Below are 22,773 nucleotides of genomic sequence, written 5' to 3' on the forward strand. Positions count from 1 at the left end.
CAATCATCACAATAAAAGGGCCGTCTGAAACATTTTCAGACGGCCTCATAAAAACATAAAAACAAAGGAGCCAACTATGTTTCACAGCACCCATGTCTTCACCGGAGAAACCATTTACCGCCGACCGGCGCAAAGCTATACCGAGTTCACCGACGAATTAAACTGCCTCCAAACCCTTCAGCAAACTTTCGCCCAATCAAGCATTACCGAGCGCACCGCCCTCTTACAGCAATTTGCCGACAGCCTCACCCAAAACCAAGAACGCCTTGCCGAAATGATTTGCGAAGAAGTCGGACGCTGCCTGCACGAATGCCGTGCAGAAATCAGAAAATCCATCGAGCTTATCCGCTACTACGTCCGTCTTGCCCCCGAGCTGCTTGCCCATAAAACCATCGCCACCCAAGCCAGCCTCAGCCAGGTCCGCTTCGAGCCTTTGGGCGTTGTTTTGGCGGTCATGCCGTGGAACTATCCTGTTTGGCAGATTTTACGATTTGCCATCCCTGCCCTCTGTGCCGGCAATGCCTGCGCGGTCAAACCTGCGCCCAGTGTTGCCCGCGTCAGCGAAACCCTATTCAGCCTTGCCCCCGAAGGTTTGCCGCTTATCGGCGCATGGTTGAGCCATGAAGACACGCTTAAAGCCATTGAAGATACCGATGCCATGGCATTTACCGGTTCGACCCATACCGGCCGCCTGCTGGCCGCCCATGCAGGCAGACATCTGAAAAAAACCGTCCTTGAACTGGGCGGCAGCAATCCGTTTATCATTCTGCCCGATGCCGATCTGCAACGCGCAGCCATCGATGCCTGCTATTCTCGCTTTCGCGATGCCGGACAATCCTGCAATGCCGCCAAACGCATCGTTGTTACCCAAGATATTGCCGAACAGTTTATCCCGCTCTTCCTTGCCGAGTGCGCCAAACTGCAAACCGGCAATCCAAAAGATCCGAACACCACCCTTGCCCCGCTTCACCGCCAAGACCTGCGTCAAACCGTACACGAGCAGGTTCAAGATGCGGTTGCACATGGCGCGCAATGCTTGAGCGGCGGCTATATCCCTGAGGGAGAAAGCTGGTTTTACCCTGCCACGGTATTGGATCAAGTCAACCCAAACTGCCGCGTTTGGCACGAAGAAGTCTTCGGCCCGGTTGCCATGATTTTACGTGCCGACAATCCGGATCATGCCGTCGCACTTGCCAACGACACACCTTTCGGCCTCGGCGCCTGTATCTACACAGCCGACACGGCAAACGCATGGCAATACGCCGAAAAAATTCAAGCAGGCTCTGTCTTTATCAACCGCCACACCAGCAGCGACCTGCGCCTCCCCTTTGGCGGCGTCAAAGCTTCCGGCTATGGCCGCGAGCTATCAGAATTCGGGTTGTATGAGTTCGTCAACGTCAAAACCTATTGGCAAAAATAAACCGTTTTATTAACTCAGGCCGTCTGAAAACTCGATTTCAGACGGCCTGACATTGTTTAAAAAAGCTGAAAAAATATTGTATTCAATCCCGTACAAACCCTTCAAAGTCAAAGCCACTCAAAAATAAGAAATCTATCTTAGAAAACAATCCATATTCCCACGTCGATTTTGAATCAGCAGATTATCGTATTCTTCATTCCGATTACTGCATTAAGCCGTTTCTAAAATATTCAATAAACAAAAAGGCCGTCTGAAATACAACTTTCAGACGGCCTTTTCAATCAAGCACTACTTACTGAATTACAGTTTCCATTCAGCCAATTTAGCAGCGTACGCATCCAAGTCGGCGATTGGACGGGTTGCCACGCCGCTTTCCATCGCTGCTTTAGCAGTAGCGGAAGCAACGCGAGGCAACAGGCGGGAGTCGAATGGGGTAGGAATCAGGTATTCCGCGCCGAATTCAAATTTCTTACCGTAAGCGGCAACCACTTCTTCAGTTACTTCTTCCATTGCCAAGTCAGCCAAAGCGTATACGCAAGCGCGTTTCATTTCTTCGTTAATGGTGGTCGCGCCGACATCCAATGCGCCACGGAAGATGAATGGGAAGCACAATACGTTGTTTACTTGGTTCGGGAAGTCTGAGCGGCCGGTACCGATTACCACATCCGGACGGGTTTCTTTTGCCAAAGGAGGCAAAATTTCCGGATTTGGGTTTGCCATAGCGAACACAATTGGTTTCTCGTTCATGGTGTTCAGCATTTCAGGAGTCAGCAGGTTTGCACCGGACAAGCCCAAGAAGATGTCTTTACCTTTAACGGCATCAGCCAATACGCGTTGACCGTTGTCTTCGATGGCGTAGAATTGTTTGGACTCGTCCATACGGTCTTTGTCTTCGCGGGTTTTATAAATGACGCCTTTGGAGTCGCAGACGGTTACGTTTTCACGTTTCAGACCCAAATCCAGCAATTGGTTCAAGCAAGCAATCGCTGCGGCACCTGCACCGGAGCACACCAACGTCGCTTCTTCAATTTTGCGGCCGGTATAACGCAAAGCGTTCAATACAGCGGCAGCGGTAATGATGGCGGTACCGTGTTGGTCGTCGTGGAATACAGGGATTTTGCAACGTTTGCGCAATTCGCGTTCGATGTAGAAGCACTCAGGCGCTTTGATGTCTTCAAGGTTGATGCCGCCGAAAGTCGGTTCCAAAGAAGCGATGATGTCTACCAATTTTTGCGGGTCTTTTTCATCGATTTCGATATCGAATACGTCAACGCCGGCAAATTTTTTGAACAATACGCCTTTGCCTTCCATTACAGGTTTACCGGCCAATGCGCCGATGTTGCCCAAACCCAACACTGCGGTACCGTTGGAAATCACGGCAACCAAATTGCCTTTGGCAGTGTATTTGTAGGCATTTTGCGGATCGGCATGGATTTCCATACAAGGAGCAGCTACGCCCGGAGAGTACGCCAACGCCAAGTCTTTAGAAGTAGCCAGAGATTTGGTTGGGGTAACGGAGATTTTGCCCGGCACGGGGAATTCGTGGAATTGCAGGGCGGCTTCTTTTAATGAATTTTCCATTTATCGATCCTGTTTGCGAGAGAGATTTTACAGCGAACAAGTCTGAAACAGGCTGCTTCAGACGTTTAAAATTTCTAAAGTCGGGTTGTTAACAGACCGGCTTTGTAAGAGGCCGTAATTTTATCATGTTCTTTGGGTGGCGCATACCGATATTTATTACATTTGTTTTGATGTTTCGTTTTATTTGGTTTTATGTCTAAAAACTTCTGTAATAATATTTCTTCGTTACACTATCCTTCTTTCAGACGGCATTTTATTTAAACTTAAACATTCAATTTAAAATGACTGTCTAGCGCGGTTTCAATCTGATTTTTTACCGCGTCCAGACTTTGGCTGCTGTCGATGACGGCATAGCGTTCCGGCTGTTCGTTAGCACGTTGCAAATACACTTCGCGCACCCGATTGAAAAACTCGGCTTCTTCTTGTTCAAAGCGGTCTTTCTCACGCGTTTGGTTGATGCGCGCCATTGACACTTCCAAAGGCACATCCAACAGCAAAGTTAAATCTGGGCGGAAATCGCCCTGCACCCAATGCTCAAGCGTAGCAATATCTTGCAAGGGAACGCCTCGTCCGCCGCCTTGATAGGCAAACGTTGCATCGGTAAAGCGGTCGGAAACGACATGCGTGCCGTTTTTCAGGGCAGGCAGAATGACCGTTTCTAAGTGTTGCTGTCTGGCTGCAAACATCAGCAGCGTTTCGGTACGCAGACTGACTTGGGTGGCTGGGTTGAGCAGGATTTCACGCAATGCTTCTCCGGCCGGAGTGCCTCCAGGTTCGCGCGTAAACAACACGGGCAGTTGGTGTTTTTCAAACCATGCTTTCATTACGGCGAGGTTGGTGGATTTGCCTGCGCCGTCTATGCCGTCAAGGGTAATAAATCTGGGTTTCATATGGATATCGTCAATTTAAAGGCCGTCTGAAACAGGGATTATAAATGTTTCAGACGGCCTATTCGGTTTATTTCTTCAAAATATATTTGCGCACGGCAGCGTTGTGTTCAGAAAGATTATGGCTGAACTCGCTCAAGCCCGTACCATCCATTTTTGAGACGAAATACAGATATTTTTCATCAGACGGATGACCCGCCGCTTCAAGCGCGGCTTTGCCGGGAAGTGCAATCGGAGTCGGCGGCAAACCGCTGCGCGTATAGGTATTGTAAGGCGTATCGCGTTGCAGGTCGGCTTTGCGGATTCTGCCTTTATACGCATCGCCCATACCATAGATAACGGTCGGGTCGGTTTGCAGGCGCATACCGATATTCAGGCGGTTGACGAATACGGCGGCCACATGGGCGCGGTCGTCTTCATGCGCGGTTTCTTTTTCAATCAGACTCGCCATAATCAGCATTTCGTACGGATTTTTATAAGGCAGGCCGCTTTGACGGTCGTCCCATGCTTCTTGCAGGTTCTCCCGCATTTTACGGTAGGCAATTTTGTAAATTTGAAGATCGCTGCCACCGGCATCAATTTCGTAACTATCTGGGAAAAACTGTCCTTCAGGATTGCTGCTTAAGGCATCGGGCGCTACTTCGGCCATCAATTTTTCATCGTTCCAACCACGCGTGTCATGGGCAATGTCGGCAGTGTTGTCGATAATACGGCGCATTTGGGCAAAACGCGCGCCTTCCAAAATTTGCACGCTGACCGAATCAGGACGGCCTTTTTTAATGCGTTTTAAAATATCCCAAGCCGATACTTTGGAAAACAGGCGGTAAGAGCCGGCATTAAGTTGGTTGTGTACGCCCATCACATATGCGGCGGCTACCAGCACATAACGGTTATAAACGATGCCGTCTTGAGCCAGTTTTCGGCTGACGGAAGAGATACCTTGGTTTTTGGTAATGGTAATACGGTATGGTTTGCCGTTGTCTTTCGGAACAAACAACAATGCGGCAACCACGGCGGCAAATGCCGTCAAAAATACGGCCAGCCATTTCAACAATTTTTTCAGCATGGTAGGATTCTTGGTTTGTGAACGTGTTGGGCGACAGTATAACCGAAAATAAGTCCACCACGCCTGCCACCTTCCCTAACGTATGCTTTCCTATCCCGAAAGGCCGTCTGAAACCATGAATTCCCCTTCAAAAAACATTTGGCAAAACGGCCGCTGGCTGAATGCACGCCAAACTCATTCGCCCAATTTCAGCCCACGCGAACCGGATGAAGACATCTCATTGGTTGTCCTCCACAATATTTCCCTTCCTCCTTTTGAGTACAACACGGGGGCAGTGGAAAATTTGTTTACCAACCAAATCAACCCTGACGAGCATCCTTTCTTCAGCATCATCCATACCCTGCGCGTCTCCAGCCATTTTTTCATCAGCCGTAAAGGCGAAACCGTCCAATTCGTTTCCTGCGACGACATGGCCTATCATGCCGGCGTATCGTCGTTTCAAGGCAGAGAAAAATGCAATGCCTTTTCCATCGGTATCGAATTGGAAGGCTGCGATTTCGAGCCTTTTACCGAAGCACAATACACCAGCCTGCAAGCCTTGCTGACCGCTATCTCCGAACATTACCCGATTCAGGCCGTTACCGGTCATCAGGACATCGCGCCGGACAGGAAAACCGATCCCGGACATTTCTTCGATTGGCCACGCCTTCAAAAAGCAGGTTTCCCCGTCCGGCGCGGATAACTTTCAGACGGCCTGAACAATGATTGGCAGACATAATGCTGTCACAACCGTTTATTTTCGTTATAATTCAGCTATTCATTCGGACGCATAAAGTCCGGCTCCAACGAACTTCCCATGCAGCAAGATTCCGCACCCTGAAAAAGACGGAATGCTGCCTTTTTAAAAAGTGATTACTCCATGATTTTCATCGTCTTAGCCCTCGCCGCCCTTTTGGCGGTCATCGGTTACAACATGTACCAGGAAAACCAATACCGCAAACAAGTGCGCGAACAATTCGGCCATTCCGATAAAGATGCGCTTTTGACCAGCAAAACCAAGCACGTCCGCGACAGTAAAGAAACCGGCGGACAGGGTTTGTTTATCAAGAAAAACAAAAAAACCGAAGAGGCATTGCGCAACCTGCAAGAGCAAGATGAAATCTACGCGGCAAAAGCCAAACTGGCCCACCCTACACAGATTAAAACGGATGTCGAGTTGACTGTGGAAGACGACTTTTCCGCAGAAGAAAAAGTCCAACACACTGTTATCGGCTTAAACAACGAAATTACCGTAAGCCCTGCCGAAGCCGCTTCTGCTCCGGTTGAAACCGCTACCGAGCCTGTGGCACAAGTACCATTGATCAGCTTGGACGAATTATCGCAAGTCGAGTTGCCTTGGTTTGATCCGCGCTTCGACTACATGGCCTACATCTCCCTGAAACAAGCCCAAGAATTACACGCACTGCCGCGCCTTTCCGGCACTCACCGCTTCCAAATCATCGGTTGCACCATGGACGACCATTTCCGCGTTGCCGAGCCGATTCCGGGTGTTTACTACCAAGGCTTCGTTATGGGCCTGCAGGCTGTCAGCCGCAACGGTTTAGCCGCGCGTGAAGAGCTGCAACACTTCGACCAACAGGTTGATGCTTTTGCCCAACTGATGGACGGAAAAGTTTTGCATACCGACTTGGATGCATTCACCGAAGTCGCGCAAGCCCTCGACCAATTCTGTGCGCGTGTTGACCAAACCATCGCCATTCACTTGGTTTCCCATTCCAATATCAGCGGCGTAGAATTGCGTGCCGCCGTGGAAGATACAGGCTTCAAACTAGGCGAAGACGGCGCTTTCCACTTCGGCGACAACAACAACCCTCAATTGTTCTCCATCCATACTTTGGACAACAAACCGTTTACCAACCCTCTGTTGGACAACCAAGCCTACCGCGGTTTCAGCATGCTTCTGGATATTCCGCATGTTCCGGCCAGAGAAAAAACTTTCGACAAATTTATGGACTTGGCAGTCAAACTCTCCGGCCAACTCAGCTTGGATTTGGTTAACGACCAAATGGAAGAAGTTTCTACCCAATGGCTTAAAGACGTACGCAACTACGTTTTAGCCCGTCAGGAAGAAATGCTTAAAGTCGGCATCAAACCCGGCAGTAAACAAGCCCTGCGCCTGTTCTCTTAAACTTCCCCAATCAAAAAGCGGATATGCAATGACGGCATATCCGCTTTTTTCAGGTAAAATCCCTTCATCTTCAATATTCATCGATTTTCAGACGGCCTCTCTATCCTCAGGCCGTCTGAAAACTCTATTTCGATTGCTCATGAACCCAACCACACAACGTATCAAATACCTGACCGACCTCCTCAACCGCTACGCCTACGAATACTACACCCTCGATGCACCCAGCGTACCCGATGCCGAATACGACAAATTGTTCCGCGAGCTTGAAGCATTGGAGCTGAATCATCCTGAGTTGAAACTGCCCGACAGCCCAACCCAGCGCGTCGGTGGTGAACCTTTGGCAGGCTTTGATGAAGTGCGTCATGAAGTACCTATGTTGTCACTAACCAACGCCTTCTCACCACAAGATGAAAACGGCGTGTTTGACCATGCCGAAATGTACGCTTTTGATGAGCGCGTTCATGGCGGATTAAACGGCGAAAAACCGGAATATGTTATCGAGCCTAAATTTGACGGTTTGGCCATCAGCCTGCTGTACCGCGACGGCGTATTGACTCAAGCGGCAACCCGTGGAGATGGCACAACGGGCGAAGACGTTACCCAAAACGTCAAAACCGTATCCAACATCCCCCTGCGCCTGCATGGAGAAAACATTCCCGAACTTATCGAAATACGCGGCGAAGTCCTGATGCTTAAAGCCGATTTTGCCGCTTTAAACGCACGACAGGCTGAAAACGGACAAAAACCTTTCGCCAATCCGCGCAATGCCGCCGCCGGCAGTCTGCGCCAACTCGATTCGCGCATTACGGCACAGCGCAAACTGCATTTCTTCCCCTATTCCATTGCCCGACAACAAGGCGGTTTTATCGCAGAAGAACACCTGCAAGAGCTGAGCTATTGTAAAGAGCTTGGCTTCAGCCTGCCCGATAGCAATTTCGGCTGTTTCCCAAATATCGACGAAGTATTGGCATTTTACGAGCAAATGCAGCAAAAACGTCCTACTTTGCCTTACGAAATTGACGGCATGGTGGTCAAAGTCAACAGTCTGGCACAACAAGAAAAACTGGGCTTCATCTCACGCGCGCCGCGCTGGGCCATTGCCCACAAATTTCCTGCCGAAGAAGCATTGACCATTGTCGAAGCCATTGATGTACAAATCGGGCGCACCGGCGCAGTAACCCCCGTCGCCCGCCTGCAACCTGTATTCGTCGGCGGCGTTACCGTTACCAACGCCACCCTGCACAATCAGGACGAAGTATCGCGCAAAGATGTACGCGTTGGCGATACAGTTGTCGTGCGCCGCGCAGGAGATGTGATTCCCGAGGTGGTGCGCGTGATTTTTGAACGCCGCCCAATGCAGGAGACCAAGATTTCCGTTTCAGACGGCCTGCAAGACGATTTGTTTGCTGAAACACCTTCTGAAACCCGATCCGAACCGATTCACAAACCTTACCGCCTACCCACCCATTGCCCTATCTGTCACAGCGAAATCGAACGCGAAGAAGGCGAAGCGGTTGCCCGATGCAGCGGTGGCATGCTTTGCCAAGCACAACGCGCGCAAGGTTTAATCCACTTCGCCTCACGCAAAGCCATGGACATTGACGGACTTGGACAAAAACAAATCGAGCAGCTGGTCGCACAAGATTTGGTTCGTCATTTCGCCGACCTCTACCGCCTCGATATTCCAACCCTGCAAAAAATGAAGGAAACAGCGGATAAAGCATCGGCTAATGAGGAAGAACCATCAAACAGTGAAATTGAAGACTTTGAAGGTGAGACTGGCAATACTCTGCTTGCCAAAAACGTTAAAAAACAGCCGACCAAATGGGCAGAAAACATCCTCGCAGGCATAGAAGCCAGCAAAACACCCGAACTTGCCCGCTTCCTTTTTGCCCTCGGCATCCGTCACGTCGGCGAACGCACCGCCAAAACGCTGGCACAGGCATTCGGCACACTGGAAAACGTCCGCTATGCACCCGAACCCATCCTCGCCTGCCTGCCCGATATCGGCACGGTGGTTGCCCGCTCCATCGCTCACTTTTTTGCCCAAAAAGCACAACAGGCGATGATAGACGAGCTGCTGGCTGTAGGTGTTGCCCCGCAAAGCCAGGCTGTCACTATCCCTCCGCTACGCCATGCTGAACCGCAACGCTGGATTGCCCGCCTGCCAGATTTTAAAATCAGCGAAACCAAAGCACTGGCCTTGTGGGAGCTTGCCGGACAAAGCATAGAAGGTTTGCAAACTGACAAAGCGTTGCCTGCCGATTGGCAGACATGGCGCAATAAACCGCAAAACGCAACCCTGCTTGAAAATATGAAAACTTTCTTTGCTCAAACGCGGTCTAATCTTCAAGATGAAACTATTTCAGACGGCATTAATGAAGCCGTAGCAGGTAAAACCTTTGTATTGACAGGGACTTTACCCACACTCAAACGCGACCAAGCCCAAGCCATGATTGAGGCTGCAGGCGGTAAAGTTTCCGGCAGCGTATCAAAAAAAACCGACTACGTTGTCGCCGGAGAAGCTGCAGGCAGTAAATTGGAAAAAGCCCAAACTTTGGGCGTAGCTGTATTAACCGAAGAAGAATTACTGACGTTGCTGGGATAAGACAGTATATACAGTCTTTTTCGAGCCGCCTGATACTTTATCATGTGGTATTATTGTTACATACGACTACATCTTTACACTTTTCGGGTATAAACCCATAGTTAAAATAGGATAATAATATGAAACCCATTAAAAAATGCGTCTTTCCCGTTGCCGGTATGGGCACCCGTTTCTTGCCTGCGACCAAAGCCAGCCCCAAAGAAATGCTGCCTATCGTGGACAAACCTCTGATTCAATATGCAGTTGAAGAAGCGGTTGAAGCCGGCTGTACCGAAATGGTGTTCATTACCGGCCGTAACAAACGCAGCATCGAAGACCACTTCGACAAAGCATACGAGTTGGAAACCGAATTGGAATTGCGTCAAAAAGACAAGCTGTTGGCACACGTTCGCGATATCCTGCCTCCGAATATTACCTGCTTGTACATCCGTCAAACTGAAGTATTGGGTTTGGGTCATGCCGTGTTATGCGCTCAAGCTGCTGTTGGCGATGAGCCTTTTGCCGTTATTTTGGCAGACGATTTGATTGATGCGCCTAAAGGTGCATTGAAACAGATGGTTGATGTGTACAACCAAAGCGGTAACAGCGTTTTAGGCGTTGAAACCGTTGATCCTTCTCAAACAGGCTCTTACGGTATCGTTGAAGTTGAAAAACTGAAAAGCTATCAACGTATCACCAACATAGTTGAAAAACCAAAACCGGAAGAAGCACCTTCCAACCTCGCTGTTGTCGGCCGCTACATTCTGACCCCACGTATTTTTGACTTGTTGACCAACCTGCCTCGCGGTGCAGGTAACGAAATCCAGCTGACAGACGGTATCGCCCGCTTGCTCGACCATGAGTTTGTGTTAGCTCATGCGTTTGATGGCAAACGCTACGACTGCGGCAGCAAATTAGGTTACCTTGAAGCAACCGTGGCTTACGGTTTGAAACACCCTGAAACTGGCGAACAATTCAAAGAATTGCTCAAGCAATACGCTTAATCCCAGCCATTATGAAAAGGCCATCTGAAATTTCAGACGGCCTTTTTCTCAAACTTATTTCTTCCAATATGCCGGAGTCAGCAAAATCAGAACGGTAAAAATCTCCAAACGTCCCAACAACATCACCGCCGTACACAGCCACTTCTGTACATCGCTCAGCGCGGCGTAATTATGCGACGGACCAACTGCCCCCAAACCCGGCCCTGCATTAGTAATACAGGCAATGACTGCCGTAAAGGCGGATAAAAAGTCCAAGCCTGCCGCCATCAGTAAAAAGCTGAATACGATGACCGTCATAAAGTAAATAAAGATGAACGACATGACGGTCAGCGCCATACGATCCGGAATGGAGCGGTTGTTGACCTTTACCGTACGAACCGCACGCGGGTGTAGCAAAATCAACATTTCACGCAAGCTGAATTTGAACAACACCAACGCACGCACGTTTTTAATACCGCCCCCCATAGAGCCTGAACTTGCCAATACGTTCGACAGAAAAAACATCCACAACGACACAATCAGCGGCCATTGAGCAAAGTCTGCATTGGAGAAACCGCTTGCCAATCCGATGGACACAAAGTTGAAGCTGACAAAGCGCAAAGCTTCGCCAAGGCTTTGATAAACGTCCTGCTGCCATAAATACAATGCCGAAATCAAAATACTGCCCGACAAAACCAACAACATGGAACGGCATTCTTCATCTTTCCAATACACCTGCAAAGAGCGGTTGCCCAGCGCAGTAAAGTGGCTGGCGAAATTGATACCGCCCCAGACAGTAAAAAACATCAATGTCCATTCGACTGCCACAGAATCAAAATAGGCAACGCTGTCATCATGTGTCGAAAAACCACCCAAAGCCACAGCCGACATCGCATGACACAATGCATCAAACCAGCCCATGCCGGCAATATGTAAGGATACAAAGGCCGCAGCAGTTGTCAACGCATAGGCAAACCACAGCCGTTTGGCCACTTGCGAAATACGGGGAGCCATCTTGCTTTCCTTATCCATACCCGGAATTTCCGCTTTGAAGAGCTGCGTCCCCCCCACGCCCAACATCGGCAAAATTGCCACAGCCAGCACGATAATACCCATACCGCCAAGCCAGTTGAGCATGTGCCGCCAAAAATTCACCGACGGATCCAGCGTATCCAAGCCGGAAATCACTGTTGCCCCCGTTGTCGTCAGCCCCGACATCGCTTCAAAAAACGCATCGGTGAAACTCATGGACGGCATATAGAAATAAATCGGCATCGCCGCCACAATGGCAAAGGCCAGCCACAGCATCAATACCAAGGTAAATCCGTCACGCGGCCGCAATTCACGGTTGAAACGCAAAGTCAGCACCCAAGTAACGCACGACACCAACAATACCGTCAAAGCCGTATAGGCAAACACGATAAACGCGCTGTCGTGATAAAAATACGACATCAGTGTCGGCACTGCCAACAGCAGTGAAAACAACAGCCCCAGCTTGGACAATACATGGATAATCGGCATAACCTTGCTTACCGCACCACCCAATCTGAAACCCTTATACAAATACATCATATCCCTATCATTAGAAAACAAAATATTCAGACGGCCTCATAAAAAAAGCCGTCTGAAACAGCATATTTTATCAAAATGCCGCAACCCCGTGATAAAGAAAAACCAAAAAACACTTGCCTGCTCTTTTTCTAGGAGTATAATGTTATACCATAACATTTACTGGAGAAAAAAATGAAACCCGATATCCACCCAGACAACTATCGTACCGTCCTGTTTTACGACAGCGGTGCGGACCAAGGATGGCTCATCCGTTCATGTGCCAATGCCCACGGAAAAACCATGGTTTGGAAAGACGGAGTAGAGTATCCCCTCTTCTCTCTTGATACCTCTTCCGCGTCCCACCCCGTATACACAGGCAAACAACGCAACGTCAATGTCGAAGGTCGCGCCAGCAAGTTCAACCAACGTTACCAATCCATGATGTCTTCTTTCAGAAAGGATAAATGATGCAAGTTCTCTCATCTCTGAAAACTGCAAAAAAACGACACCGCGACTGCCAAATTGTCCGCCGAAAAGGCAAAGTGTACGTCATTTGCAAGAGCAATCCCCGTTTTAAAGCACGCCAGCGTTAAGCTGTCCTATCCTTCTTTCAATGTAACTCTCTGAATTTTCCGCACTTTCGTTTACCTCTAGCGCAAGTGCGGCTTTTTTTCAAACGGCATTAATCATTCATATCAAAACTACAAAGAATCCTGCCATACTCCCGGAAACAGGAAGAAAAAGTAAATAATGGTTATCCCTATTGTGAAGCCATAAAGATATTTATAACATGCCGCTACATTCTTCCTTCAACACTGACCATAGGAGTCAAAAATGAAAGTAAAAGCCCTGCTTGCAATTGCCACCGCCATGAGCCTCGCTGCCTGTGCCGCACCTGAAGCCCATCGCCATGACCATGGTCAACATCATGAGCACAATCATGCACACGAACATGGCCACCAACATCATGACATGCACAGCCATGACCGTGTTCAATCATTCAGCTGCGAAAACGGCCTGTCTGTACAAGTCCGCAACCTGAGCACCAACCAAGTTGAACTGCGTCTGGACGACAAAGTTGCCACCCTGTCTTCTGCCGTTGCAGGTTCAGGCGAACGCTATGTTGCCAACCAAGGCCTGTTCGGCAAAGGCGCTGAATGGCATCAAAAAGGCAGCGAAGCATTCTTCGGCTTCACTGATCCATACGGCAACAAAGTAGAAACTTCCTGCTCTGCACGCTAATTTCTACTTAGCAATAGAATAGCTGAAGGCCATCTGAAAACTTGTTTCAGACGGCCTTTTATATTGGATAAAACGAAAGTTTCCGTTTAATGAGAAAATGCAAATATGAGGCTATTTGAAGGTTCAAAGCACATCGAATAAGTAAGACCCTTTGAAAGGTACTTTCTCCAACAATACATTATTTCAAAATCATTAAATATGTATCCAACTTAATTTAAAACTTTTTCCAAGATTTCTTTAAGGTTTTCATCATCTTCATCCAAAGTTAATTTTTCTGAAATATTATGAAGACAATGCTCCAAATCAATGGTTAAGGCTACTTGGTTCTGATAGGATAATTTTGGATAAAGTTCAAGTAAAACCCAATAAATGCATATACTATCATTTGAGTAAAAAATATTTGAAACGAATGGAAGTAATATATCTTGTCGTTCTACAAAGATTTCGACAATTTCACTAAAAACAGGAAAGTTCGCATCTCCCAACCATCCTGAGAGCCACTCCCCCATCTCAATTAATTCCTCATCGTTGCAGTCCTTAATTTTTTTGCAAGCCTTGATGTCAAACTTATCTTTAGGGCGCATATGATACCTCATTGTTTTATTAAAGAATTACGAATCCAAAATTGTAATAATTAATCTCAATTCTAGACAAATGATTATTCGTAATTCCTATATCCTCAACAAATTTTCTCTGAAGTAATAGTTTTATTTTGTGCAATTAAACTCCTACTCTGAAATAACTTAAACCCCTATCCTGCATTTTACCTAAGTAACAAATCCCAATTACCCTTCAAAATCTATTCGCTATACGAAACAGATTCAATAAACAAAGGCCGTCTGAAAACCTATTTTCAAAGTTTTCAGACGGCCTTTATCTTAGACCAAACCATTAAGCGTAATGTCTGTCTTCGCCTTTGCCATCAACGTTGTCTGCACAACGTTTACAGATGGTTTCATGGCCTGCAACTACGCCCACATCGTGGGTGTAGTGCCAGCAGCGTTCGCATTTTTCACCATCACTGGCTTTAGCGGTTACAGCAAGTTCATCACCTACTTTCACTTCAGCTTTAGACACCAGCAAAGCAAAACGTAATTCTTCGCCCAAAGTGTTCAGATAATCGGCAATTTCTTCCGGAGCCGTAATTTCGGCTTCGGCTTGCAATGAAGAACCGACGGTTTTATCCGTACGCAGAGGCTCGATGGCGGCAGTTACTGCTTCGCGTGCTTCGCGGACTGCCGTCCATTTTTTCACCAGTTCGGCTTCGGCTTTTTCATTGATAGATGGGAACTCATGCCATGTGTGGAAGAGGACGCTGTCTTCTTCTCCGCCACCGATGATGTCCCACGCTTCTTCGCCGGTGAAGCACAAAATCGGAGCAATCAGCAGAACCAAACTGCGAGTGATGTGATACAGGGCAGTTTGCGCGCTACGGCGTGCATGGCTGTCTGCTTTGGTGGTGTAGAGGCGGTCTTTCAGGATATCAAGGTAGAACGCGCCCAAGTCTTCCGAGCAGAAAGAAACAATGTCTTTTACAGAGAAGTGGAAAGCGTAGCGCGGATAGTAATCGCCTGCCAAACGCTCTTGCAGCTGACGTGCCAATACCACGGCGTAGCGGTCGATTTCCACCATGTCTGCCTGTTGCACGGCATCTTCAATAGGATTGAAGTCGCTGAGATTGGCAAACAGGAAGCTCAAGGTGTTGCGGATACGGCGGTAGCTTTCAGTTACGCGTTTGAGGATTTCTTTGGAAATCGCCAATTCGCCACTGTAATCGGTGGATGCCGCCCACAGGCGCAGGATGTCCGCGCCGAACTCGTTGTAAACTTCTTGCGGTGCAACGACATTGCCGATGGATTTCGACATTTTGCGGCCGTTTTGGTCAACCACGAAACCGTGGGTCAGCAGCTGTTTGTATGGCGCGCGACCCATTGATGAGGCACAACCGGTCAACATAGATGATTGGAACCAGCCACGGTGTTGGTCGCTGCCTTCGAGGTACAAGTCAGCCGGCCATTCCAATTCTTCGCGTTGTTTCACAACGGAATAATGAGTCGAACCTGAGTCGAACCATACGTCCATAGTGTCGGAAAGTTTGTCGTAATTTTCGCAATCTTCCGCGCTCAAGAGTTCGCTCTTATCAAGAGAGAACCATGCTTCGATGCCTTTTCCTTCGATTTTTTGGGCAACTTTTTCCAACAACTCGGCAGAGTTTGGATGCAGTTCACCGGTTTCTTTGTGAACAAAGAAAGTCATCGGCGTGCCCCAATAGCGTTGGCGTGAAACGACCCAGTCGGGGCGGCCTTCGATCATGGCTTCGAGGCGAGCGCGACCCCAAGACGGGAAGAATTCGGTGTCGTCCACAGCTTTGATGGCTTTGTCGCGCAGGGTCTTGCCGTCGCTGCCGGCTTTGTCCATGCCGACAAACCATTGACCTGTCGCGCGGTAAATCAGCGGGGTTTTGTGGCGCCAGCAGTGGGCGTAGCTGTGTTCGATTTTGCTGCTTGCCAAGAGGTTGCCGGTTTCTTCCAGCCATTGCAGGATGACGGGATTCGCCTCCCAAACGCTCATGCCTGCGACACGAGGCGTTTCGCTGATGTATTTGCCTTCGGCGTTGACGGGGTTGTAAAGCTCAATGCCGTATTTATTGCAGACGGCGTAGTCTTCCAAACCATGAGCAGGCGCAGTATGTACCAAGCCGGTACCGGCATCGGTGGTCACATGGTCGCCGTTGAGCATGGGAATATCGCGTTCGAGGAACGGATGATTCATGTGCAGGTTTTCCAGCTTGTCGCCGGTGGTTTCGGCAAGAATAGCAATGCCGTCTGAAAAACCGTAACGTTTGAGCGCATCTTCTGCCAAATCTTTGGCCAACACCAATTTGCCTTTAGGCGTATCAATCAGTTGATACACCACGTCTGCGCCAGCTGAAACAGCTTGGCTCGCAGGCAAAGTCCAAGGCGTGGTTGTCCAGATCACGGCAAACGCTTTGCCTTCGATGCCTGACAAACCGAATGCGGCGGCAAGCGCGGCGGTGTCTTTAAACGGATAGCCAACATCAATCGCAGGCGATACTTTGTCTTTGTATTCCACTTCCGCTTCCGCCAGCGAAGAGCCGCAGTCCAAGCAGAATTGAACCGGTTTCGCTCCGCGGTAGAGATAGCCCGATTTGTAGATTTCGCCGAGCATACGCACGGTATCCGCCTCGGTTTTGAAATCCATGGTCAGGTAGGGGTTGTCCCAATCGCCCAACACGCCCAGACGGATGAAGTCTTTTTTCTGACGGGCAATCTGTTCGGCAGCGTATTCGCGGCACAATTCGCGGAAGCGCGCTTTGGGCATGTCTTTGCCGTGCAGCTTTTCCACCATCACTTCGATGGGCAGGCCGTGGCAGTCCCAGCCCGGCACATAAGGCGCGTCGAAACCGGCTTGGGTTTTGCTGCGGATAATGATGTCTTTGAGGATTTTGTTGACGGCATGACCGATGTGGATGTCGCCGTTGGCATACGGCGGGCCGTCGTGCAGGATGAATTTCGGACGGCCTTTGGCGATTTCGCGCAGTTTTTGATAGCGTTTATGCTCGTACCAGCTTTTCAGCCACGCAGGCTCGCGTTTGGCAAGATTGCCGCGCATCGGAAACGGGCTTTCGAGCAGGTTTACGGTTTTGCTGTAATCGGTCATTTTTTGATCTCTATTGTTGCGGTATTTCGGTTTCAGACGGCCTGATTGCTCATTTTAAAAGAACAGGCCGTCTGAAAAAATTCAAAGGACTTATTGTAGCCCAATTATCTTGATTTTATAAGCATCTAGAAGCGTTTCTATGCTTCCCAAACCCTCGCATCTTCCATATCTTGCAAAATTTGGGTTTTCAATGCTTCGATACTCTCAAATTTTTTCTCGTCACGCAGTTTGTGCAGGAAACGGACGAAGATACGCTGGCCGTACAAATCGCCGTTGAAATCGAACAGATGGACTTCCAACTTTTGCGAGCGGTTGTTGCTGATAGTGGGGTTAAAACCAAAGCTGGCAACGCCTCGGCACGTGCCGAATGTGCCGTCTGCCTCAACGACAAATACGCCGCTTAACGCATAATGATACGGAGGAAGCTGGACATTGGCGGTAGGCGCGTTGATGGTGCGGCCGAGTTTTTGCCCGTGTTTGACCTTGCCGCTTAACACGTAATCATGGCCCAACAGTTTTTTGGCGTATTCCAACTTGCCGTCTGAAAGGGCTTGGCGGACGGCGGTACTGCTGGTGCGGATGTCTTCAACGATAACGGACGGCGTGCGCTCGGTTTGCATATCAGGTTGTTGAGCCAAGAGTTCAAAACAGCCTTCACGGCCGGCACCGAAACGGAAATCGTCGCCAATCAGCAGATAACGCGTATTGAGCGTTTGGCGCAAAAGCTGGTCGATAAACGCTTGTGCACTCATATTGGAGAAAGCTTGGTTAAAACGTAAGACCCAAACGGCATCTACACAACTGGTTTCACGCAAAAGGCGCAATTTGGTACGTAGCGGGCTGATGCGATAAGGCAGCTTTTTCCCGGCTTTACGCGCAAAAAATTCTTTGGGCTGAGGCTCAAAAACAACAACGACAACAGGCAGACCGCGCTGGTCTGCCTCTCGTTTGAGTTTTTGTAGAATGTGTTTATGCCCGAGGTGTACGCCGTCGAAGTTGCCGATGGTTACGGCGGCTCCTTGCGGAAATTTGGGCGCGTGTCGCTGTCCAAGCCAGATGTTCATGGGTGGTGGTATTGTGTTTGAATAGGCGGCTATTGTAAACGTTATTGCCGTTTCAATAAACCTTAGGCCATCTGAAACCAATAAATATATGCTTTCAGACGACCCTAAAGTTTGTTAATACCTTACCACCACCAAGGATAACGGCCAAACGGATAGCCCCAATCGTCGTAATAGCGATAGTAGCGGGCTTCGCGCAGCTGTTCTTGGGAAATATAGTTTTGCCATGCCATTTTGTAGCAGGCTTGGAACATCGGATCGGAAACTTTGTCGATATATTTGAGGCGGAAGGCTTTTTGTTCCACAGTTGCGGCACCGGGTTTGCCTTCTTCGTCAAATTTTCGGCGGATCAGCGCGGCAGTCTCTTGGTCGCATTGAGCGGCAAGATGTACTTGAAGATCCTGCTCATAACGTTTCTGCGCTTGGGCGCGTGCGGCTTTTTGCTCAGGCGTGGTGGCACAGGCGGCAAGTAATGCGGCAGCACCAATCAATAAGGTCAGGCGGATAGAATTCATCGGATGTTTCCTTATACTCATGTATGGCTATTAATGTACGCCCTCATCTTGCAATGGGCAAGTGTAGCAACTTGGGGACACTTTATATTATTTGTTCTTGGCAACAGGCAGTTGCATATAAAATACACCCAGTATAAACACTCGCCCCTATCCTCAAATCAATGAACGACGACAAACGACCCCACTCTTACCGACCGCGCCACCATAGGCAACACACGCCGCCGTTTTGGCAGGCAGACCGCCCGTACCTGCACGAACACAATATTTCCGATGCCCGTTTCAGACGGCTGGGCTACATCATGGCCTTTCTTGCCGGTGCGATTAATGCCGGCGGTTACTTCGCATTCTCACGTTATACCTCCCACGTTACCGGCTCAATGTCGCTGTTGGCAGATGTTTTGTATCTTCAAGAGTGGAGTGTGGCCATTATTGCCACAATCAGCGTGTTGTGTTTTGTTGCAGGAGCCGCGCATTCGGGCTGGGTGATTTTGTGGACGCAGCAAATGCGTTTCCGTGGCAGCTTTGGTTTTTCCATGTGGCTGGAAGCGGTTTATCTGTTGATCTTCGGCTTGTTCGGCATTACCGCGATGGAATGGGATTTTGGCGGCTTGGATTTCATCATGCCGTCTTTAGCATTGTTTTTATTGTGCTTTATCATGGGCATGCACAATACCGTCATTACGCTTTTGTCCGGCTCTGCCATCCGCTCCACCCACATGACCGGCACGGCAACCGATTTGGGCATTGAAATTTCACGCGCACTTTATTATTCCAAACAACATCATCCGCGCCTGCCGCACGTCCGCGTCAACAAACCGAAAATGTGGCTTTTAAGCGGCCTAATGCTGTCGTTTTTACTGGGCGGCATCGTTGGCGTATGGGGTTATCATTTGGCCGGCCATCATTTCGCCCTGCCCGTCTCCGCCGTTTTGTTCATACTGGGCGCAGGCTCGGTGGGATACGATGTCAAAGTCAGATTGAAATGGGCATTTGTCAGCTGGTATCGCCGTAAAAAGGAAAAACGGAAGAAATCGTAAAGAAACCTGCTTTTTATCTGGCGACAAAGTGGCCAAACGGTCAGACAAATGCAGAAATGTTTCAGTATTATGTTAACTGGCAAATATTTGCGTAATATCGGGTTAAACCCATTCTTTTGCGTTTCGGATATTCGGTATCATTAATTCGTAATAACCCACGCGGTTTTTATTCATTTTTTCAGACGGCCCGATCCGTCATCTAAAAAGAGGATACGACATGAAATTCTTGAAACCCCTGACCGTTATTGCTACTGCAATTCCTTTGGCACTCACCGGCTGTGTGACCGATCCTGCTACCGGTCAACAATCCGCCAGCAAAACCGCTATGTACGGTTTGGGCGGTGCGGCTGTTTGCGGCATCGTTGGTGCGCTGACCCATGGTGGTAAAGGCGCGCGTAACTCCGCATTGGCTTGTGGTGCAGTAGGTGCCGGTATCGGCGGTTACATGGACTACCAAGAGAAAAAACTGCGTCAAAGCCTGGCCAACACCAACATCGAAGTTGAACGTCAAGGCAACCAAATCAAACTGGTTATGCCTGAAAACGTAACCTTCGCTACCGGCAGCGCTGCCCTGAGCGGCCATGCTCAAAGCGCCTTATCTGCCGCCGCGCAAACTTTGGTTCAATATCCTGACACGACTTTGACCATCAACGGCCACACCGACAACACCGGTAACGATGCCATCAACGAGCCATTGTCTCGCAACCGCGCCGAATCCGTTGCCACCTTCCTGCAATCCCGCGGCGTAAGCAGCACCCGTTTGAGCACTTTCGGTTACGGCTCCCGTCAACCCATCTCCTCCAACGCTACTGTTGAAGGCCGCGCACAAAACCGCCGCGTTGAAATCTTGATCAACCCCGACCAACACGCCATTGACGCTGCTAAAAAACAAATGTAATCCGACATCTGTCTGATTCCCATAATTAAGGCCGTCTGAAATTTCAGACGGCCTTTTTTCTTTGTAGATTTTGTTTGCAATTTCTTCTCCTCAATTCAATCCACCATAAAATTTATTCTTTTATTAACAAGACTTTTCAATTTTTCCTTCAAAAAACTGTATTAATACTCTAATTTTTACACTAACTTAGAGTATAATTCCTAAAATTTTAAAAACACGCCCCATACCGTCTGAAAAACGGCGGCGAAAAACACACTTATTTATATACACATCAGTCCGTTATCCAATCCATTTCATAGGATTTCAGACGGCGCCATCCAGAATCTATGAAGGAGCATTCATGCAAAACAACTTTGACCCATTGATTATCCGTGGCAAATCACTGATCCCCGTCGTACAAGGCGGTATGGGTGTAGGCGTTTCCGCATCAAAACTCTCCAGCGCGGTTGCGCGCGAAAACGGCGTGGGTACAATTGCCAGCGTCGATTTGCGCCACTTGCACGAAGATTTGCTGGCCGAATCAAAAATTGATTCCAGCGAAGAAAAATACACCCGCCTCAACTGCATCGCGCTTGACCGTGAAATCAAAAAAGCCAAAGTCGATTCAGAAGGCAAAGGCATGATTGCCGTCAACGTCATGAAAGCCGTCAAAGACCATGCCGCCTACGTCCGTCAGGCCTGCGAATCTGGTGCAGACGCGATTGTGATGGGTGCAGGTTTGCCTTTGGATCTGCCGGAAATGGCAGAGGGCTACCACAAAGATGTTGCCCTCTTCCCTATTTTGTCCGAATCACGCGGTATCAACATCGTTTTGAAACGTTGGATGAAAAAAGGCATCTTGCCCGATGCCATCGTTATCGAACACCCTGCCCACGCAGCCGGCCACTTGGGTGCGGCGACCGTTGACGGCGTGAACGATGCCAAATTCGAGTTCAAACGCGTTATTGAAGAAACGTTTGAAGTATTCAAAAACTTGGGCTTGGAAAGCGAAAAAATCCCGTTGGTACTCGCCGGCGGCATGGCAAACTTTGAAAAAGTCAAAACAGCCTTGAAAAACTGGGGCGCGTCCGCCGTCCAAATCGGTACCGCGTTTGCCGTGACCGAAGAAGGCGATGCCCACATCAACTTCAAAAAAACGCTGACCGGTGCGGAAACCGAACAAGTGGTTGAATTCATGTCTGTTGCCGGTTTGCCTGCTCGCGGCGTGCGCACCAAATTCCTCGACAGCTACATCAAACGTGAAGCCAAATTGCAAGCCAATGCCAAAAACGATCCGCGCCGTTGCACCCAAGGCCTGAACTGCCTGACCAGCTGCGGCTTGCGCGACGGTTTGGCCAAAGCCGGTCAATTCTGTATTGACATCCAACTTTCCGCGGCATTCCGCGGCGAAGTTGATAAAGGCCTGTTTTTCCGAGGCAAAGACCCATTGCCGTTTGGCAATGCCATCCGTACGGTTCAAGAAACCATTCATTATCTCTTGAACGGTTCCCTGCCCGCCGTCCCTGCCAAATAAACGCATCAATATTCAAAAGGCCGTCTGAAAAACATTGAACTGGCCCCCAAATCTTGGACACTCATAAAAGCCTTTTCAGGCGCTCTGTGCAAGCTGGGTTCTGTATGCGACAGGACTCAGCTTTTTCAATTTCAAACTGCAACGCTCCCGGTTGTAGTAATCCATATAGTCATCTATCTGTTTCATCAATTCGTCCGCCGTCAATTCCCCTGCACGATAGAAACACTCCGTCTTCAACACCGCAAAGAAACTCTCCATCGGCGCATTGTCCCAACAATTCGCCTTTCGCGACATGCTTTGAATCATGGAATGCTCCGCAAGCAATTCCCTATACCCCGCCGTACGGTACAGCACACCTTGGTCGGAATGAAGCATCGTTCCTTTATCAGTCAGCCGGGGGGCGGCTTTTTCGATCATTTCCTTCACCATGTCGCTGTTAGCATTGCGGCTCATGGCGTAGGCGACGATTTCGCGGTTGAACAAGTCCAATATTGGCGAGAGGTACAGTTTGCCGTCACTCCCTTTGAGTTCGGTCACGTCGGTCAGCCATTTTTCGTTGGGCTTTTTGGCTGTGAACCGGCGTTTGAGGAGGTGTTCCGATATTGCGCCCATGGTGGGATGGC

The 22,773-nt window shown here is 49.1% G+C and carries 20 protein-coding genes; 11 read left to right on the top strand and 9 right to left on the bottom strand.

Going from position 1 to position 22,773, the window contains the following annotated elements; genetic code table 11:
* Window positions 1–76: 76 nt before the first annotated feature.
* Complete coding sequence (locus ACTHSQ_RS02845) at window positions 77–1,420, top strand: aldehyde dehydrogenase family protein (protein WP_440371262.1); 1,344 nt, start codon at window positions 77–79, stop codon at window positions 1,418–1,420.
* A 300-nt stretch (window positions 1,421–1,720) separates the two neighbouring features.
* Here the strand turns inward: ACTHSQ_RS02845 and ACTHSQ_RS02850 are convergent, their stop codons facing one another.
* The 3 genes from ACTHSQ_RS02850 to mltG form a co-directional block, all read right to left on the bottom strand.
* Window positions 1,721–3,001, bottom strand: a complete 1,281-nt coding sequence (locus tag ACTHSQ_RS02850; RefSeq protein ID WP_440371263.1) for a malic enzyme-like NAD(P)-binding protein — start codon at window positions 2,999–3,001, stop codon at window positions 1,721–1,723.
* A 263-nt stretch (window positions 3,002–3,264) separates the two neighbouring features.
* Window positions 3,265–3,891: a dTMP kinase gene (tmk, locus tag ACTHSQ_RS02855; RefSeq protein ID WP_440371264.1), complete on the bottom strand. Its 627-nt coding sequence runs from the start codon at window positions 3,889–3,891 to the stop codon at window positions 3,265–3,267.
* A 67-nt stretch (window positions 3,892–3,958) separates the two neighbouring features.
* Window positions 3,959–4,954, bottom strand: coding sequence for an endolytic transglycosylase MltG (gene mltG / locus ACTHSQ_RS02860; RefSeq protein ID WP_440371265.1), 996 nt, complete (start codon window positions 4,952–4,954; stop codon window positions 3,959–3,961).
* Between the two features lie 115 nt (window positions 4,955–5,069).
* On the opposite strand from mltG, the gene ampD reads away from it, so the two are divergent.
* The 4 genes from ampD (at window position 5,070) to galU (ending at window position 10,673) form a co-directional block, all read left to right on the top strand.
* Window positions 5,070–5,636 (top strand): 1,6-anhydro-N-acetylmuramyl-L-alanine amidase AmpD, encoded by a 567-nt coding sequence (gene ampD, locus ACTHSQ_RS02865; RefSeq protein WP_036472913.1) that lies wholly within the window; start codon window positions 5,070–5,072, stop codon window positions 5,634–5,636.
* A 177-nt stretch (window positions 5,637–5,813) separates the two neighbouring features.
* Window positions 5,814–7,082: a cell division protein ZipA C-terminal FtsZ-binding domain-containing protein gene (locus tag ACTHSQ_RS02870; RefSeq protein WP_003685167.1), complete on the top strand. Its 1,269-nt coding sequence runs from the start codon at window positions 5,814–5,816 to the stop codon at window positions 7,080–7,082.
* Window positions 7,083–7,221: 139 nt separating this feature from the next.
* Window positions 7,222–9,690, top strand: a complete 2,469-nt coding sequence (gene ligA / locus ACTHSQ_RS02875; RefSeq protein WP_440371266.1) for an NAD-dependent DNA ligase LigA — start codon at window positions 7,222–7,224, stop codon at window positions 9,688–9,690.
* Window positions 9,691–9,809: 119 nt separating this feature from the next.
* Window positions 9,810–10,673 (top strand): UTP--glucose-1-phosphate uridylyltransferase GalU, encoded by an 864-nt coding sequence (gene galU, locus ACTHSQ_RS02880; protein WP_440371267.1) that lies wholly within the window; start codon window positions 9,810–9,812, stop codon window positions 10,671–10,673.
* Window positions 10,674–10,727: 54 nt separating this feature from the next.
* On the opposite strand, the gene ACTHSQ_RS02885 is transcribed toward galU, so the two are convergent.
* Window positions 10,728–12,224, bottom strand: coding sequence for a potassium transporter TrkG (locus tag ACTHSQ_RS02885; protein ID WP_050770517.1), 1,497 nt, complete (start codon window positions 12,222–12,224; stop codon window positions 10,728–10,730).
* Between the two features lie 171 nt (window positions 12,225–12,395).
* On the opposite strand from ACTHSQ_RS02885, the gene ACTHSQ_RS02890 reads away from it, so the two are divergent.
* The 3 genes from ACTHSQ_RS02890 (at window position 12,396) to ACTHSQ_RS02900 (ending at window position 13,445) form a co-directional block, all read left to right on the top strand.
* Complete coding sequence (locus ACTHSQ_RS02890; protein ID WP_003685040.1) at window positions 12,396–12,671, top strand: type B 50S ribosomal protein L31; 276 nt, start codon at window positions 12,396–12,398, stop codon at window positions 12,669–12,671.
* A complete protein-coding gene (gene ykgO / locus ACTHSQ_RS02895; RefSeq protein ID WP_003685279.1) occupies window positions 12,671–12,796 on the top strand; it encodes a type B 50S ribosomal protein L36 in 126 nt (41 codons plus the stop codon). The genes ACTHSQ_RS02890 and ykgO overlap by 1 nt, the downstream gene beginning before the upstream one ends.
* Window positions 12,797–13,037: 241 nt before the next feature.
* A complete protein-coding gene (locus ACTHSQ_RS02900; protein ID WP_003684935.1) occupies window positions 13,038–13,445 on the top strand; it encodes an MliC family protein in 408 nt (135 codons plus the stop codon).
* A 209-nt stretch (window positions 13,446–13,654) separates the two neighbouring features.
* Here ACTHSQ_RS02900 and ACTHSQ_RS02905 read toward each other — a convergent pair whose 3' ends face one another.
* The 4 genes from ACTHSQ_RS02905 to ACTHSQ_RS02920 all read right to left on the bottom strand — a co-directional run bounded on the left by ACTHSQ_RS02905 (window position 13,655) and on the right by ACTHSQ_RS02920 (window position 18,702).
* Window positions 13,655–14,029 (bottom strand): DUF5071 domain-containing protein, encoded by a 375-nt coding sequence (locus ACTHSQ_RS02905; protein WP_036472908.1) that lies wholly within the window; start codon window positions 14,027–14,029, stop codon window positions 13,655–13,657.
* Between the two features lie 307 nt (window positions 14,030–14,336).
* A complete protein-coding gene (gene ileS / locus ACTHSQ_RS02910; RefSeq protein WP_440371268.1) occupies window positions 14,337–17,126 on the bottom strand; it encodes an isoleucine--tRNA ligase in 2,790 nt (929 codons plus the stop codon).
* Window positions 17,127–17,263: 137 nt separating this feature from the next.
* Window positions 17,264–18,190 carry a bifunctional riboflavin kinase/FAD synthetase gene (gene ribF, locus ACTHSQ_RS02915; RefSeq protein ID WP_440371269.1) on the bottom strand — a complete coding sequence of 309 codons (927 nt, stop codon included), beginning with the start codon at window positions 18,188–18,190 and terminating at the stop codon, window positions 17,264–17,266.
* Between the two features lie 122 nt (window positions 18,191–18,312).
* On the bottom strand, window positions 18,313–18,702 hold the full coding sequence (locus ACTHSQ_RS02920; protein WP_440371270.1) for a hypothetical protein: 390 nt from the start codon (window positions 18,700–18,702) through the stop codon (window positions 18,313–18,315).
* A gap of 161 nt (window positions 18,703–18,863) precedes the next feature.
* Here ACTHSQ_RS02920 and ACTHSQ_RS02925 point away from each other — a divergent pair, with 161 nt between their 5' ends.
* The 3 genes from ACTHSQ_RS02925 (at window position 18,864) to ACTHSQ_RS02935 (ending at window position 22,150) form a co-directional block, all read left to right on the top strand.
* Window positions 18,864–19,739: a YoaK family protein gene (locus tag ACTHSQ_RS02925; protein WP_440371271.1), complete on the top strand. Its 876-nt coding sequence runs from the start codon at window positions 18,864–18,866 to the stop codon at window positions 19,737–19,739.
* A gap of 217 nt (window positions 19,740–19,956) precedes the next feature.
* Window positions 19,957–20,637: an OmpA family protein gene (locus tag ACTHSQ_RS02930; protein ID WP_250589738.1), complete on the top strand. Its 681-nt coding sequence runs from the start codon at window positions 19,957–19,959 to the stop codon at window positions 20,635–20,637.
* A gap of 340 nt (window positions 20,638–20,977) precedes the next feature.
* A complete protein-coding gene (locus ACTHSQ_RS02935; RefSeq protein WP_440371272.1) occupies window positions 20,978–22,150 on the top strand; it encodes an NAD(P)H-dependent flavin oxidoreductase in 1,173 nt (390 codons plus the stop codon).
* A gap of 75 nt (window positions 22,151–22,225) precedes the next feature.
* Here the strand turns inward: ACTHSQ_RS02935 and ACTHSQ_RS02940 are convergent.
* Window positions 22,226–22,773 (bottom strand): IS3 family transposase (locus ACTHSQ_RS02940; protein ID WP_440375941.1); only part of this gene is annotated, 548 nt, incomplete at its 5' end.

Origin of the sequence: Neisseria sp. P0009.S008 (assembly GCF_051958615.1) — a bacterium.
Classification (GTDB): domain Bacteria; phylum Pseudomonadota; class Gammaproteobacteria; order Burkholderiales; family Neisseriaceae; genus Neisseria; species Neisseria subflava.